The sequence below is a fragment of the Actinacidiphila acidipaludis genome (assembly GCF_019890725.1).
Classification (GTDB): Bacteria; Actinomycetota; Actinomycetes; order Streptomycetales; family Streptomycetaceae; genus Actinacidiphila; species Actinacidiphila acidipaludis.
On sequence record NZ_JAINZZ010000002.1, the window covers coordinates 280,450 to 292,683 of the forward strand.

Annotated in this window: 14 protein-coding genes; 11 read left to right on the forward strand and 3 right to left on the reverse strand. The window is 73.7% G+C overall.

The window, feature by feature from the left end; translation table 11 throughout:
- Nucleotides 1-24: 24 nt before the first annotated feature.
- Complete coding sequence (locus tag K7862_RS02980; protein ID WP_222960188.1) at nt 25-1,629, reverse strand: oxidoreductase; 1,605 nt, start codon at nt 1,627-1,629, stop codon at nt 25-27.
- Between the two features lie 345 nt (nt 1,630-1,974).
- Between K7862_RS02980 and hisD the strand changes: the two genes are divergently transcribed.
- From hisD to K7862_RS03025, 9 genes are all read left to right on the forward strand, one after another.
- Complete coding sequence (gene hisD, locus K7862_RS02985; RefSeq protein WP_222960191.1) at nt 1,975-3,285, forward strand: histidinol dehydrogenase; 1,311 nt, start codon at nt 1,975-1,977, stop codon at nt 3,283-3,285.
- Nucleotides 3,282-4,430, forward strand: a complete 1,149-nt coding sequence (locus K7862_RS02990; RefSeq protein WP_222960193.1) for a histidinol-phosphate transaminase — start codon at nt 3,282-3,284, stop codon at nt 4,428-4,430. The genes hisD and K7862_RS02990 overlap by 4 nt, the downstream gene beginning before the upstream one ends.
- Nucleotides 4,427-5,020 (forward strand): imidazoleglycerol-phosphate dehydratase HisB, encoded by a 594-nt coding sequence (hisB, locus tag K7862_RS02995; protein ID WP_222960195.1) that lies wholly within the window; start codon nt 4,427-4,429, stop codon nt 5,018-5,020. Before K7862_RS02990 ends, hisB begins: the two co-directional genes overlap by 4 nt.
- 2 nt (nt 5,021-5,022) lie before the next feature.
- Nucleotides 5,023-5,175, forward strand: a complete 153-nt coding sequence (locus K7862_RS03000) for a CG2302 family histidine operon protein (protein WP_222960197.1) — start codon at nt 5,023-5,025, stop codon at nt 5,173-5,175.
- Nucleotides 5,176-5,185: 10 nt separating this feature from the next.
- On the forward strand, nt 5,186-5,836 hold the full coding sequence (gene hisH / locus K7862_RS03005; RefSeq protein ID WP_222960199.1) for an imidazole glycerol phosphate synthase subunit HisH: 651 nt from the start codon (nt 5,186-5,188) through the stop codon (nt 5,834-5,836).
- A gap of 169 nt (nt 5,837-6,005) precedes the next feature.
- Entirely contained in the window at nt 6,006-6,731 is a 726-nt protein-coding gene (priA, locus tag K7862_RS03010) for a bifunctional 1-(5-phosphoribosyl)-5-((5-phosphoribosylamino)methylideneamino)imidazole-4-carboxamide isomerase/phosphoribosylanthranilate isomerase PriA (protein ID WP_222960201.1), read from the forward strand.
- Complete coding sequence (locus tag K7862_RS03015) at nt 6,728-7,186, forward strand: Rid family hydrolase (protein ID WP_222960203.1); 459 nt, start codon at nt 6,728-6,730, stop codon at nt 7,184-7,186. Before priA ends, K7862_RS03015 begins: the two co-directional genes overlap by 4 nt.
- The gene (gene hisF, locus K7862_RS03020) at nt 7,183-7,938 is read left to right on the forward strand and encodes an imidazole glycerol phosphate synthase subunit HisF (protein ID WP_222960212.1); all 756 of its coding nucleotides are present in this window, start codon (nt 7,183-7,185) and stop codon (nt 7,936-7,938) included. The genes K7862_RS03015 and hisF overlap by 4 nt, the downstream gene beginning before the upstream one ends.
- Before the next feature lie 24 nt (nt 7,939-7,962).
- Nucleotides 7,963-8,463 (forward strand): hypothetical protein, encoded by a 501-nt coding sequence (locus tag K7862_RS03025; protein WP_222960213.1) that lies wholly within the window; start codon nt 7,963-7,965, stop codon nt 8,461-8,463.
- Nucleotides 8,464-8,529: 66 nt separating this feature from the next.
- Here the strand turns inward: K7862_RS03025 and K7862_RS03030 are convergent, their stop codons facing one another.
- Together K7862_RS03030 and K7862_RS03035 are read right to left on the reverse strand one after the other, a co-directional pair.
- The gene (locus K7862_RS03030; RefSeq protein ID WP_222960214.1) at nt 8,530-9,171 is read right to left on the reverse strand and encodes a TIGR03085 family metal-binding protein; all 642 of its coding nucleotides are present in this window, start codon (nt 9,169-9,171) and stop codon (nt 8,530-8,532) included.
- A 72-nt stretch (nt 9,172-9,243) separates the two neighbouring features.
- Nucleotides 9,244-10,170 (reverse strand): hypothetical protein, encoded by a 927-nt coding sequence (locus tag K7862_RS03035; RefSeq protein ID WP_222960215.1) that lies wholly within the window; start codon nt 10,168-10,170, stop codon nt 9,244-9,246.
- Between the two features lie 126 nt (nt 10,171-10,296).
- On the opposite strand from K7862_RS03035, the gene hisI reads away from it, so the two are divergent.
- A complete protein-coding gene (gene hisI / locus K7862_RS03040) occupies nt 10,297-10,656 on the forward strand; it encodes a phosphoribosyl-AMP cyclohydrolase (protein ID WP_222960216.1) in 360 nt (119 codons plus the stop codon).
- Between the two features lie 37 nt (nt 10,657-10,693).
- Nucleotides 10,694-12,205, forward strand: coding sequence for an anthranilate synthase component I (locus K7862_RS03045; protein ID WP_222960396.1), 1,512 nt, complete (start codon nt 10,694-10,696; stop codon nt 12,203-12,205).
- The last annotated feature ends 29 nt before the right edge of the window (nt 12,206-12,234 follow it).

Sequence of the window (12,234 nt, forward strand, 5' to 3'; positions counted from 1 at the left end):
CCGCGGGGCGCCGGCCGCCGGTGCTCAGGAGCCCCGGCGCAGCAGCCGGGACGCGCCCGCGGCGGCCGTGGTGGCCAGCATCCAGCCGAGCAGGGTCAGCGCCGACGCCACCCACTGGCTGAGCCCCACTTCCCGCCAGGCGTTGTCCTGCCCGAGGTCGATCACCGGCAGCAGCAGGTCCAGCGCGTACAGCGCCGGGCTCCAGTGCGGGACGTACCCGCTGTCCGACGGGGCCGGACGATGGTGCAGGGCGAAGTACACCGCGCCCACCGCCCACAGCACCGCCATCCACACCGCGGCCCGGCCCGGCCGGTAGCCGTACCCCACCGTGACGTCCTGCAGCCACCCCCACACGCGGCCCGCCGGCGGCAGCGACTCCCGGCGCCGCCGCTGCCGGGCGAGCTGCACCTCGCGCGCCTCGGCGTCCTCGCCGCTCGCCCGCAGCGCCGCCGCGAGCCGCTCGTACGGCTCGGGGCTGAACTCGGGCGTGGCCGCGTGCAGCCAGGCGATCCTGGCCTTCAGCGGGAAGTCCTCCGGCGGGGTCAGCCCGTCGTACTGGAAGCCCCGCAGGGACAGCCGGCCCGCCTCCGGCCAGCTCGCCGGGGTGTCGGCGAGCTTGCCGACCCGCGCGCCGGACAGCGACACCAGGCCGCCGGCCGGCGGCCGCCCCGGGGTGAAGCGCAGTTCCGGGGTCTGGATCCGGCGCAGTGAGAGCTGCTGCTCGCCCTCCATCCGGAACTGCGCCCTGCTGATCACCACGGCGTTGCCGAACCGGCCGTCGTCCAGCCGCAGTCCGCCCTCGCACACGAAGTCCCGGGTGCGCACCCCGCTGGGCGGCGGGGTGTCGCCGGTGGTGCCGGTGGCCATCGCGTCCCAGCCGGCGCTCAGGTAGAGGGTGTGCTCGACCTGCACCCGGGCGGCGTTGAGGGCGTAGCGGTCGTAGGGGTTGCGCAGCAGCGCGCCGCGCAGGCTGAGCCGGCCGCCTATACGGGCGCTGCGCAGGCTCAACTCGCCCGTGACGTCCAGCAGTTCGGCGTCGACGTCCTGACCGACGAACAGTCCGTCGGCGGCGATCGCCCGGCTGTGCCGGTCGCGCAGCACCGTGAGCTGGTTGAGCAGCAGGTCGGTGCCGATCTGCGCGTCGGTCAGGCGTATCCCGCCCGGCACGAAGCACTGCGGGAGGTGGAGGTCGCCGGTGACCTGCAGCCGGGCCGCCTCCAGCCGGGGTATCAGACAGCGCACCAGACGCATGCTGCCGGCCCGGCACTCCTGCAGCATCAGCTGCTCGTCGAAGCGGCAGTCGTCCAGCTGCACGTACGGCGTGATGGTGCCGCCGGACAGCATCAGCCGCCCGCTGATCCGCACCCCGGCCAGCTTGAGCGCCGCCACCCGGCCGGGCTGCGGCGGCGGCGGATTGAGCAGCAGCTCGGCGACCGCCTGGGCGCGCACCGTGCGCTCCGGCCCCCAGGGGTCGGACGCGGCGGCGTCCGTGCCGAGCGGGCCGGGACTCTCCGCCGGGCGCCCGCCGGGCCGCAGGTCGCAGGTGCGGCCGGCGCGGAACGCCCGCCACATCCGGGCCTCCACCGCCGTCCAGCTCTCCGGCGGTGCGTGCTCCTCCTGCTGGCTCATCCTCGCCCTCCCCGTCGAAGCCCGCCGCTCGCCGTCGAAGCGGTGGTCCACCGCCGCACGGTGGCCGTCCACCGCCGCGCGGTGCCGGCCGTCGCCTTACCGTGGCCGCCCACCGCCGGTCCGGCCGCCGGACAACCGCCGCCCACCGCCGTTCGCCCCCCGCGCGCGGCGGGACGCGCCGAAGGCGCCGCGCATGTCAGATTCGTCACCATCGCCCGGGTACGCCGCTGACCCGGAAGATCGCCGCACCACGCTAGCGGGTGGCGGCCACGCGGCGTCCACGGCCCGTATCACGGAGTGGAACCGTGAACCGTCCCGCATGCCCGGGTCTCTACACTTGGCAGCGTGATCTCCCGAATCGATCTGCGCGGCGCCGCCTTCCCGGAGGGCGGGATCGACCGCGACCTGCTGCCCCGTGCCGAGTTCGACGTGGAAGCCGCCCTGGAGACGGTGCGGCCCATCTGCGACGACGTGCGCCATCGCGGCGGCGCTGCGGTGATCGGCTACGGCGAGAAGTTCGACGGCGTCCGGGTCGAGCGGCTCCGGGTGCCCGACAAGGCCCTGACCGAGGCGCTGGACGGTCTCGACCCGCAGGTGCGCGCCGCCCTGGAGGAGTCCATCCGGCGCGCCCGGATCGTCCACCGCGAGCAGCGCCGCACCGACGTGACCACGCAGGTCGTCGCCGGCGGCACCGTGACCGAACGCTGGGTGCCGGTCCGGCGGGTCGGGCTGTACGTGCCCGGCGGCCTCGCCGTCTACCCGTCGTCGGTCGTGATGAACGTGGTGCCCGCGCAGGAGGCCGGCGTCGGCGCCGTCGCCGTGGCCTCCCCGCCGCAGCGGGACTTCGGCGGCCTGCCGCACCCCACCATCCTGGCCGCGTGCGCCCTGCTCGGCGTCGACGAGGTGTACGCCACCGGCGGCGCCCAGGCCGTCGCGATGTTCGCCTACGGCACCGACGAGTGCCGCCCGGTCGACCTGGTCACCGGCCCCGGCAACATCTACGTGGCCGCCGCCAAGCGCCTGCTCAAGGGCCGCATCGGCATCGACGCCGAGGCCGGTCCGACGGAGATCGCCGTCCTCGCCGACGACTCCGCGGACCCCGGCTTCGTGGCGTCCGACCTCATCAGCCAGGCCGAGCACGACCCGCTGGCCGCCGCGGTGCTGGTCACCACCTCGCCCGAACTGGCCGACGCCGTCGACCGGGAGCTGGCGACCCGGGTGGCCGCCACCAAGCACCGGGAGCGGATCACCACCGCGCTGTCCGGCCGGCAGTCGGCGACCGTGCTCGTCGACACGCTCGACCAGGGCCTGGAGGTGGTCGACGCCTACGCCGCCGAGCACCTGGAGATCCAGACCCGCGACGCCGCCGCGGTCGCCGCCCGCGTGCACAACGCCGGCGCGATCTTCGTCGGCCCGCACGCCCCGGTCTCGCTCGGCGACTACTGCGCCGGCTCCAACCACGTGCTGCCCACCGGCGGCTGCGCCTGCCACTCCTCGGGCCTGTCGGTGCAGTCGTTCCTGCGCGGCATCCACGTCGTGGACTACTCCCGCGACGCGCTCGCGGACGTCGCCGACCACGTGGTGACCCTCGCCAACGCCGAGGACCTGCCCGCCCACGGCGAGGCCGTCGCCGCGCGGTTCGGAGGGGGACAGTGACCCACGTCGACGACCTTCCCCTGCGCGACGAACTGCGCGGCCAGTCCGCCTACGGCGCCCCCCAGCTCGACGTGCCGGTGCGGCTGAACACCAACGAGAACCCCTACCCGCTGCCCGAGCCGCTGGTCGCGCGGATCGCCGAGCGCGTCGCCGAGGCGGCCCGCGGGCTCAACCGCTACCCGGACCGGGACGCGGTCGAGCTGCGCACCCGGCTCGCCGAGTACCTGAGCCGGACCACCGGCCACGGCGTCGGCACCGACCAGGTGTGGGCGGCCAACGGCTCCAACGAGGTCATCCAGCAGCTGCTGCAGGCCTTCGGCGGCCCGGGCAGGACCGCGATCGGCTTCGAGCCGTCGTACTCCATGCACGCGCTGATCTCCCGCGGCACCGGCACCGGCTGGATCTCCGGGCCGCGCAACGCCGACTTCACCATCGACCTCGCCGCGGCGACCCGCGAGATCGCCGAGCGCCGCCCGCACGTGGTCTTCGTCTGCTCGCCGAACAACCCGACGGGTACCGCGGTGGCCGCCGAGACCGTCGCGGCGCTGTACGACGCCGCCCAGGCGGCCCGGCCCAGCCTGGTGGTGGTCGACGAGGCGTACGGCGAGTTCTCGCACCGCCCGTCGCTGCTGCCGCTCATCGAGGGCCGGCCGAACATGGTGCTGACCCGCACCATGTCGAAGGCGTTCGGCGCGGCCGGGCTGCGGCTCGGCTACCTGGCCGCCGACCCCGCGGTCGTCGAGGCCGTCCAGCTCGTCCGGCTGCCCTACCACCTGTCGTCCGTGACCCAGGCCACCGCGCTGGCGGCACTGGAGTACACCGACACGCTGCTCGGCTACGTCGACCAGCTCAAGCGGGAACGGGACCGGGTGGTGGAGGCGCTGCGCGCGACCGGCTACGAGGTGGTCGACTCCGACTCCAACTTCGTGCAGTTCGGCCGGTTCGCCGACAGCCACACCGCGTGGCAGGCGATCCTCGACCACGGAGTGCTGGTCCGCGACAACGGCGTGCCGGGCTGGCTGCGGGTCTCCGCCGGGACCCCGGAGGAGAACGACGCGTTCCTCGACGCGGCCGCGACCGTCCACAAGGCGTTCGACGCCGCCGGCGACATCACGCACGACAGCACGACCAAGGAGTCCGCATGACCCGCCTGGGGCGCGTGGAGCGCACCACCAAGGAGACGTCCGTCGTCGTCGAGATCGACCTCGACGGCACCGGCCAGGTCTCGGTGTCGACCGGTGTGGGCTTCTACGACCACATGCTCGACCAGCTCGGCCGCCACGGCCTCTTCGACCTGAACGTGAAGACCGAGGGCGACCTGCACATCGACACCCACCACACCATCGAGGACACCGCCCTCGCGCTGGGCGCCGCCTTCAAGCAGGCGCTCGGCGACAAGGTGGGCATCTACCGCTTCGGCAACTGCACCGTCCCGCTGGACGAGTCGCTGGCCCAGGTGACCGTCGACCTGTCCGGCCGGCCCTACCTGGTGCACACCGAGCCGGAGAACATGGCGCCGATGATCGGCACGTACGACACGACGATGACCCGCCACATCCTGGAGTCCTTCGTCGCGCAGGCGCAGATCGCGCTGCACGTCCACGTGCCGTACGGGCGCAACGCGCACCACATCGTGGAGTGCCAGTTCAAGGCGCTGGCACGGGCGCTGCGTTACGCGAGCGAGCGCGACCCGCGCGCCGCGGGAATCCTGCCGTCGACGAAGGGCGCGCTGTAGCCGTGAACAAGGCATCCTCCCTCTTCCTCCTGCTGGGACTGTTCCTGGCGGGAGGGGTCTACTCCTTCTGGAAGCAGAAGCAGTCCAAGAGCCTCATCGCGATCCTCGCCATCGGTTCGCTGATGTCGCTGGCCGCCGGGCTGCTCCAGCTGTGAGGAGGCGCGCATGAGCACGACCAGGCCCGCCAAGGACGTCGTCGTCCTCGACTACGGCTTCGGCAACGTGCGGTCCGCGGAGCGCGCGCTGGCCCGGGCCGGCGCGAACGTGGAGATCACCGCCGACTACGACCGCGCGATGGCGGCCGACGGGCTGCTGGTGCCCGGCGTCGGCGCGTTCGCCGCCTGCATGGCCGGACTCAAGGGCGTGCGGGGCGACTGGATCATCGGCCGCCGGCTGTCCGGTGGCCGGCCGGTGATGGGCATCTGCGTCGGCATGCAGATCCTCTTCGCCCGCGGCATCGAGCACGGCGTGGAGACCGACGGCCTGGACGAGTGGCCGGGCACGGTGGAGCCGCTGCGCGCGCCCGTCGTCCCGCACATGGGCTGGAACACGGTCAAGGCCCCGGAGGACTCCGTGCAGTTCGCCGGACTGGACGAGGACGCCCGGTTCTACTTCGTGCACTCCTACGCGGTGCGCGACTGGGAACTGGAGACGTTCAACGGCGCCATCCGCGCCCCGAAGGTCGCCTGGACCACCCACGGCGAGCCCTTCGTGGCCGCGGTCGAGAACGGCCCCCTGTGGGCCACCCAGTTCCATCCGGAGAAGTCCGGGGACGCCGGTGCGCAGCTGCTGACCAACTGGCTCGGCACGCTGTAGCCCGGCGGGCCGGCCGCGTCGACCGGTCCGGCCGCCCGCCGCGGGCCCGGCCGGACCGGTCGACGCGGCCGGCACCGCGGCCCCGCCGCAACGCCCCGCCAGAACCGCCCCGCCAGAACCGACCCGCCCGAACCGCCCAGCCCCTACCGACCCCGAGGACCGCATCCCGATGAGCACGCTCGAACTCCTCCCCGCCGTCGACGTCCGCGACGGCCAGGCCGTCCGCCTGGTGCACGGCGAGTCCGGCTCCGAGACCTCGTACGGCGACCCGCTGGCCGCCGCCATGGCGTGGCAGGAGTCCGGTGCGGAGTGGCTGCATCTGGTCGACCTCGACGCGGCCTTCGGCACCGGCGACAACCGCGCGCTGATCGGCGAGGTCGCCCGCAGCATGGACATCAAGGTGGAGCTGTCCGGCGGCATCCGCGACGACGACACGCTCGCCGCGGCGCTGGCCACCGGCTGCACCCGCGTCAACCTCGGCACCGCCGCGCTGGAGACCCCCGAGTGGGTCGCCAAGGTCATCGCCGAGTACGGCGACCGGATCGCCGTCGGCCTGGACGTGCGCGGCACCACCCTGCGCGGCCGCGGCTGGACCCGTGACGGCGGCGACCTGTACGAGACGCTCGCCCGTCTCGACTCCGAAGGCTGCGCCCGCTACGTGGTGACCGACATCGCCAAGGACGGCACCCTGCAGGGTCCCAACCTGGAACTGCTGCGCAACGTCTGCGCCGCCACCGACCGCCCGGTGGTCGCCTCCGGCGGTGTTTCCAGCCTCGACGACCTGCGGGCGCTGGCCACTCTGGTGCCGCTGGGTGTGGAGGGCGCCATTGTCGGAAAGGCGCTCTACGCGAAGGCGTTCACCCTCGAAGAGGCCTTGGAGGCAGTGTCGCGATGACCGAGACCCCCGCCGCCGTGCGGCGCACGCAGACCGACAGCAGCCAGTGGGAGGAGAGCATCGGTTTCGCCCGTGCCGTCGAGGCCGGGGACCTGGTGCTGGTGTCCGGCACCCTGCCGCTGGCCGGCGGGGTGGTGAGCGCGGAGGGCAGCCCGTACGAGCAGACGCTGCTGGCCTTCCGCAACGCGCTGGCCGCGCTGGAGCCGTTCGGGCTCGGCGCGGAGAACGTGGTCCGCACCCGCATGTACCTCAGCCACGTCCGCGACGTCGAGGACGTCGGCCGGGCGCACCGCGAGCTGTTCCGGGAGATCCGGCCCGCGACGACGATGGTCGTGGTGGCCGGTTTCACCGACTCGCGGGTGCTGGTCGAGGTGGAGCTCGAGGCCTACCGGTCGGCGGACCGATCAGCAGAACGGGGCGCGAGCCCGGAGAACCTCCGAGGAGACACCGCATGACCCTCGCGGTCCGAGTCATCCCCTGCCTGGACGTGGACGCCGGACGGGTCGTCAAGGGCGTCAACTTCCAGAACCTGCGCGACGCGGGGGACCCGGTCGAGATGGCCCGGCTCTACGACGCCGAGGGCGCCGACGAGTTGACGTTCCTGGACATCACCGCCTCCTCCGGTGACCGGGAGACCACCTACGACGTCGTCCGCCGGACCGCGGAGCAGGTCTTCATCCCGCTGACCGTCGGCGGCGGGGTGCGCAGCGCCGACGACGTCGACAAGCTGCTGCGGGCGGGCGCGGACAAGGTCGGGGTGAACACCGCGGCGATCGCCCGGCCCGAGCTGATCCGGGAGATCGCCGAACGCTTCGGGCGCCAGGTGCTGGTGCTGTCCGTGGACGCCCGCCGCACGCCGGCCGGCGGCTTCGAGGTCACCACGCACGGCGGCCGCCGCGGCACCGGCATCGACGCGGTCGAGTGGGCGCACCGGGCCGCCGAGCTCGGCGCCGGTGAGATCCTGCTCAACTCCATGGACGCCGACGGCACCAAGGACGGCTACGACACCGAGATGATCACCGCGGTGCGCAAGCACGTCACTGTGCCGGTGATCGCCTCGGGCGGCGCGGGCGCCCTGGACCACTTCCCGCCCGCCGTCGCCGCCGGAGCCGACGCGGTCCTCGCCGCGTCCGTCTTCCACTTCGGCGACCTGCGCATCGGCGCCGTGAAGTCCACCCTCCGCGAGGCCGGCCACCCGGTCCGCTGACCCACCTCTGACGTCCACGTCGGCATGGTGCTGCTGTGCCGGGACCGCGGCTGGGGCTCGTCCGGATGCGGCTGGATCGTCGGGGCGTTCGGCGCCGGCTGCGCGGCCGGCGCGCTGCTGCTGACCACGCGCGGCTGGCTGCCCCGGGCCGGCGCGGTCCAGATCGGGACGCTCTTCCTCAGCTCGCTGACCATCGGGGCGGTCCCACTGGCCGGATCGGCCGCCGCGGCGGCGGCCGTGGCACTGATGGCCGGGCTGACGGGCGGGGTCTGCGGCGGGCCGGCGATCGCCCTGACCCAGGCCGCGGTGGACCCGTCCTACCTCGGCCGGGTCACCGCGGTGATGAGCCTGACCGGGTTCGGGCTCGCGCCTCTGGTCTATCCGGTGTTCGGCCTCGCCGTCGCCGCGTGGGGGCCGACGCCGGTGTTCCTGGCCGCGGCCGCCTTCGCGTGCCTCGGCGGTGTCGTCGGCCTCACCTCGCCCGCGGTGCGGCGCGCCGAACTGAGCCGGCCGGGCGGTCGGTGACCGGCCGGCTCCCGTACGCACGGCGGTCGCGGGCGGCGTCGGACGCCGGGGGAGCCGCGGACGGGGTCAGGCCGAGCCGATGCCGAGGGACGCGTTCTGGGCGGCGGTCACGGCGCTCTCCTCGCCCGCGGCCTCGACCTTCGCCACGGACTGGCGGCCGAAGGCGTACAGCGTCAGCTCGGCCGGCTCACCGGTGACGGTGACGACCGGCGAGCCGCGGTGGGCCACCACCGTCTGGCCGTCGGGGCGGCGCAGAACCAGGCCGACGGGGGAGCGGCGGCCCAGCACGCGGCCCATGCGCTCCAGACGGCTCCACAGCGCGTCCGCGAAGACCGGGTCGATGGTGCGCGGAGACCAGTCCTCTGCGGCCCGCCGCACGTCCTCGGCGTGGACGAAGAACTCGACGGTGTTGGCCGCCTCGTCCACCTGCTTGAGGCTGAACGGGGACAGCCGCGGCGGCCCGGTCCTGATCAGCCGGATCAGCTCCTCGTAGGGCCGGGCCGCGTACTCCTGCCGGACGCGGTCGAGGCGGTCGGAGAGCTGCGGGATGACCAGGCCGGCCGCCGCGTCGCCGCGGCGCTCACGCACCACGACGTGGGCGGCCAGATCGCGGGTCCGCCACCCCGAGCACAGCGTCGGGGCGTCGGGACCCGCCTGCTCCAGCAGGTCGGCGAGAAGCAGGCGTTCACGCTGCGCATGGGTCGACATACCGTCAGGCTAGGCCCCCGCCGCCGGTTTTCCACGGTGTCGCACCGCGTCCCGCCGCGAACCGCGCGCCGGTTAGCCCAGTTTGCTGTACAGCTTCACGCCGTTGTGGCCGTTGTTCCGGGTCAGCGAGCAGGTGACGGTCTTGCGGTTCTGGAGCTGGTAGGTGACCAGCTTGGGGAAGAGCGCGTACGGGTAGTACGTGCGCCCGTCGGCCGGCAGGTGCTTGCGGGCGTCGGTCTCGCACAGCGACAGCGCCTTGTTCTGGATCTCCAGGTCGCTGGTGAAGCTGCCCGACAGCGTCTCGTTGGCGACCACCTGGGCGTCGTGCGCGGAACCGCACGAGCGGGTCGTGACCTTCGAGACCGACGGCGTCAGCGTCGGCGCGTCGAAGCACTTGCCGGGGGAGAGCACCACGTAGGGCACGAGCTTCTCGGTCGGCGTGGGCGCGACCGTCTCGGTCGGCTCGTCCGACGGCAGGTCGAGCGTGGGGTCGTCGGACGGCAGCGTGAAGCTGGGCGTCGGCAGGGTGATCGACGGCATGCCCGACGGCAGCGCCGTCAGCGACGCCTTGGGCTTGGCGTCGTCCTTCTTCTTGTCGTCGCCGCTGTTGGAGGCCACCAGGATGCCGCCGACGATCGCGCCGGCCGCCACGATGCAGCCGATGGCGATCCACATGTTGCGCTTGCCGTTGTCCGGCGGCGGGGGCGGCGGATAACCGCCGGGACCCCCGGGTCCACCGGGCGGGTACCCACCGGGTCCGCCGGCCGGGAAGCCGTAGCCGCCGCCGGGCGGGGCCGGCGGCCCGGGCGGCGAGGGCGGGCCGTAGCCACCGCCCTGCTGCGGGTAGCCGTAGGGGTCACCGCCGCCCTGCTGCGGATAGCCGTACCCACCGCCGGGAGGGGGCGGAGGCGGCGGGCCGAAACCCTGCGGAGGGCCGAACCCGCCGCCCGGGTCGGGGGGCGGCGTCGGACCGTTCGGCGGCGGAGGAGGAAAACCCATGGACGCAGGATGCCCCATACGGGTGACAACGGCGACCGACTACCGGATCGCGGACAACTCCGGTGCCTGCTTTGCCAGTTCTTGTGGCTTTTCTCATTGCGGGGTGATCGGCGGCAGAATGGTGCCATGCCCGCCACCTCGCTCGACCCCGCCATCGCCGCCCGCCTCAAGCGCACCGCCGACGGCCTGGTCCCGGCCATCGCCCAGCAGTACGACACCGGGGAGGTGCTGATGCTCGGCTGGATGGACGCCGAGGCGCTGCACCGCACGCTGACCACCGGCCGCTGCACCTACTGGAGCCGCAGCCGCGGTGAGTACTGGGTCAAGGGCGACACCTCCGGGCACGTCCAGCACGTGAAGTCGGTCGCCCTGGACTGCGACGGCGACACCGTGCTGGTCAAGGTCGACCAGGTCGGCGCGGCCTGCCACACCGGCGACCGCACCTGCTTCGACGCGGACCTCTTGCTGCCAGCGCCGGGCGCGTAGCCCCGCGCGGCCAGTAGGGTCAACGGCCATGGACGCAGTGGATCTCGACACCTTCCGCAAGCTCGCGGTCGACCGCCGGGTCATCCCGGTCAGCCGCCGGCTCCTCGCGGACGGGGACACCCCCATCGGCCTGTACCGCAAGCTCGCCGGCGAGCGCACGGGCACCTTCCTGCTGGAGTCCGCGGACAGCGGGGGACGGTCCTGGTCGCGTTACTCCTTCGTGGGCGTGCGCTCGGCCGCCACCTTGACCGTGCGCGACGGGCAGGCGCACTGGCTCGGCGCCCCGCCGGTCGGCGTGCCGGTGGACGGCGACCCGCTGCAGGCCCTGCGCGCCACCGTCGAGGCGCTGCACACCCCGCGCGATCTGACCGCCGGGATGCCGCCCTTCACCGGCGGCATGGTCGGCTACCTCGGCTACGACATCGTGCGCCGGCTGGAGCGCATCGGCGAGCACGGGCAGGACGCCCTGCGGCTGCCCGAACTGACGATGCTGCTCACCTCCGACCTGGCCGTGCTGGACCACTGGGACGGCACTGTGCTGCTGATCGCCAACGCGATCAACCACAACGACCGGGAGACCGGCGTGGACGAGGCGTACGCCGACGCGGTGGCGCGCCTGGACGCCATGGAGGCCGACCTCGCCAAACCGCTGCACACCCGGCCGGCCGCCCTCCCGCAGGGCGTGGAGCCCGAGTTCACCATGCAGTGGGGCGGCGAGTCGTTCATGGCCGCCGTCGAGGACGTCAAGGAGCGCATCCGGGCCGGCGAGGCGTTCCAGGTGGTGCCCTCGCAGCGCTTCGAGACGCCGTGCGAGGCGAGCGCGCTCGACGTCTACCGGATGCTGCGGGCCACCAACCCCAGCCCGTACATGTACCTGCTGCGGTTCCCGGCGCCGGACGGCGGGTCCGAGGGCTTCGACGTGGTCGGCTCCAGCCCGGAGGCCCTGGTGAAGGTCGAGGACGGCCAGGCGATGGTGCACCCCATCGCGGGCACCCGGCCGCGCGGCGCCACGCCGCAGGCCGACACCGCGCTGGCCGAGGAGCTGCTCGCCGACCCCAAGGAGCGGGCCGAGCACCTGATGCTGGTCGACCTCGGGCGCAACGACCTCGGCCGGGTCTGCGAACCGGGCAGCGTCGAGGTGGTCGACTTCATGTCCGTCGAGCGCTACTCGCACGTGATGCACATCGTCTCCACGGTCACCGGACGCGTGGCCGAGGGCCGCACGGCCTTCGATGTGCTCACCGCCTGCTTCCCCGCGGGCACCCTGTCCGGCGCCCCCAAGCCGCGGGCCATGCAGATCATCGAGGAGCTGGAGCCGACCCGCCGGGGCCTGTACGGCGGGTGTGTCGGCTATCTGGACTTCGCCGGCGACTCCGACACCGCGATCGCCATCCGCACCGCGCTGCTGCGCGACGGCATGGCGTACGTGCAGGCGGGCGCCGGCATCGTCGCGGACTCCGACCCGCAAGCCGAGGACACCGAGTGCCGCAACAAGGCGGCGGCCGTGCTGCGCGCGGTGGCCGCCGCCAACCGGCTGTCCGGGGCCTGAGCCCCGCTGGGCGCGCGCTGTCCGGTGGG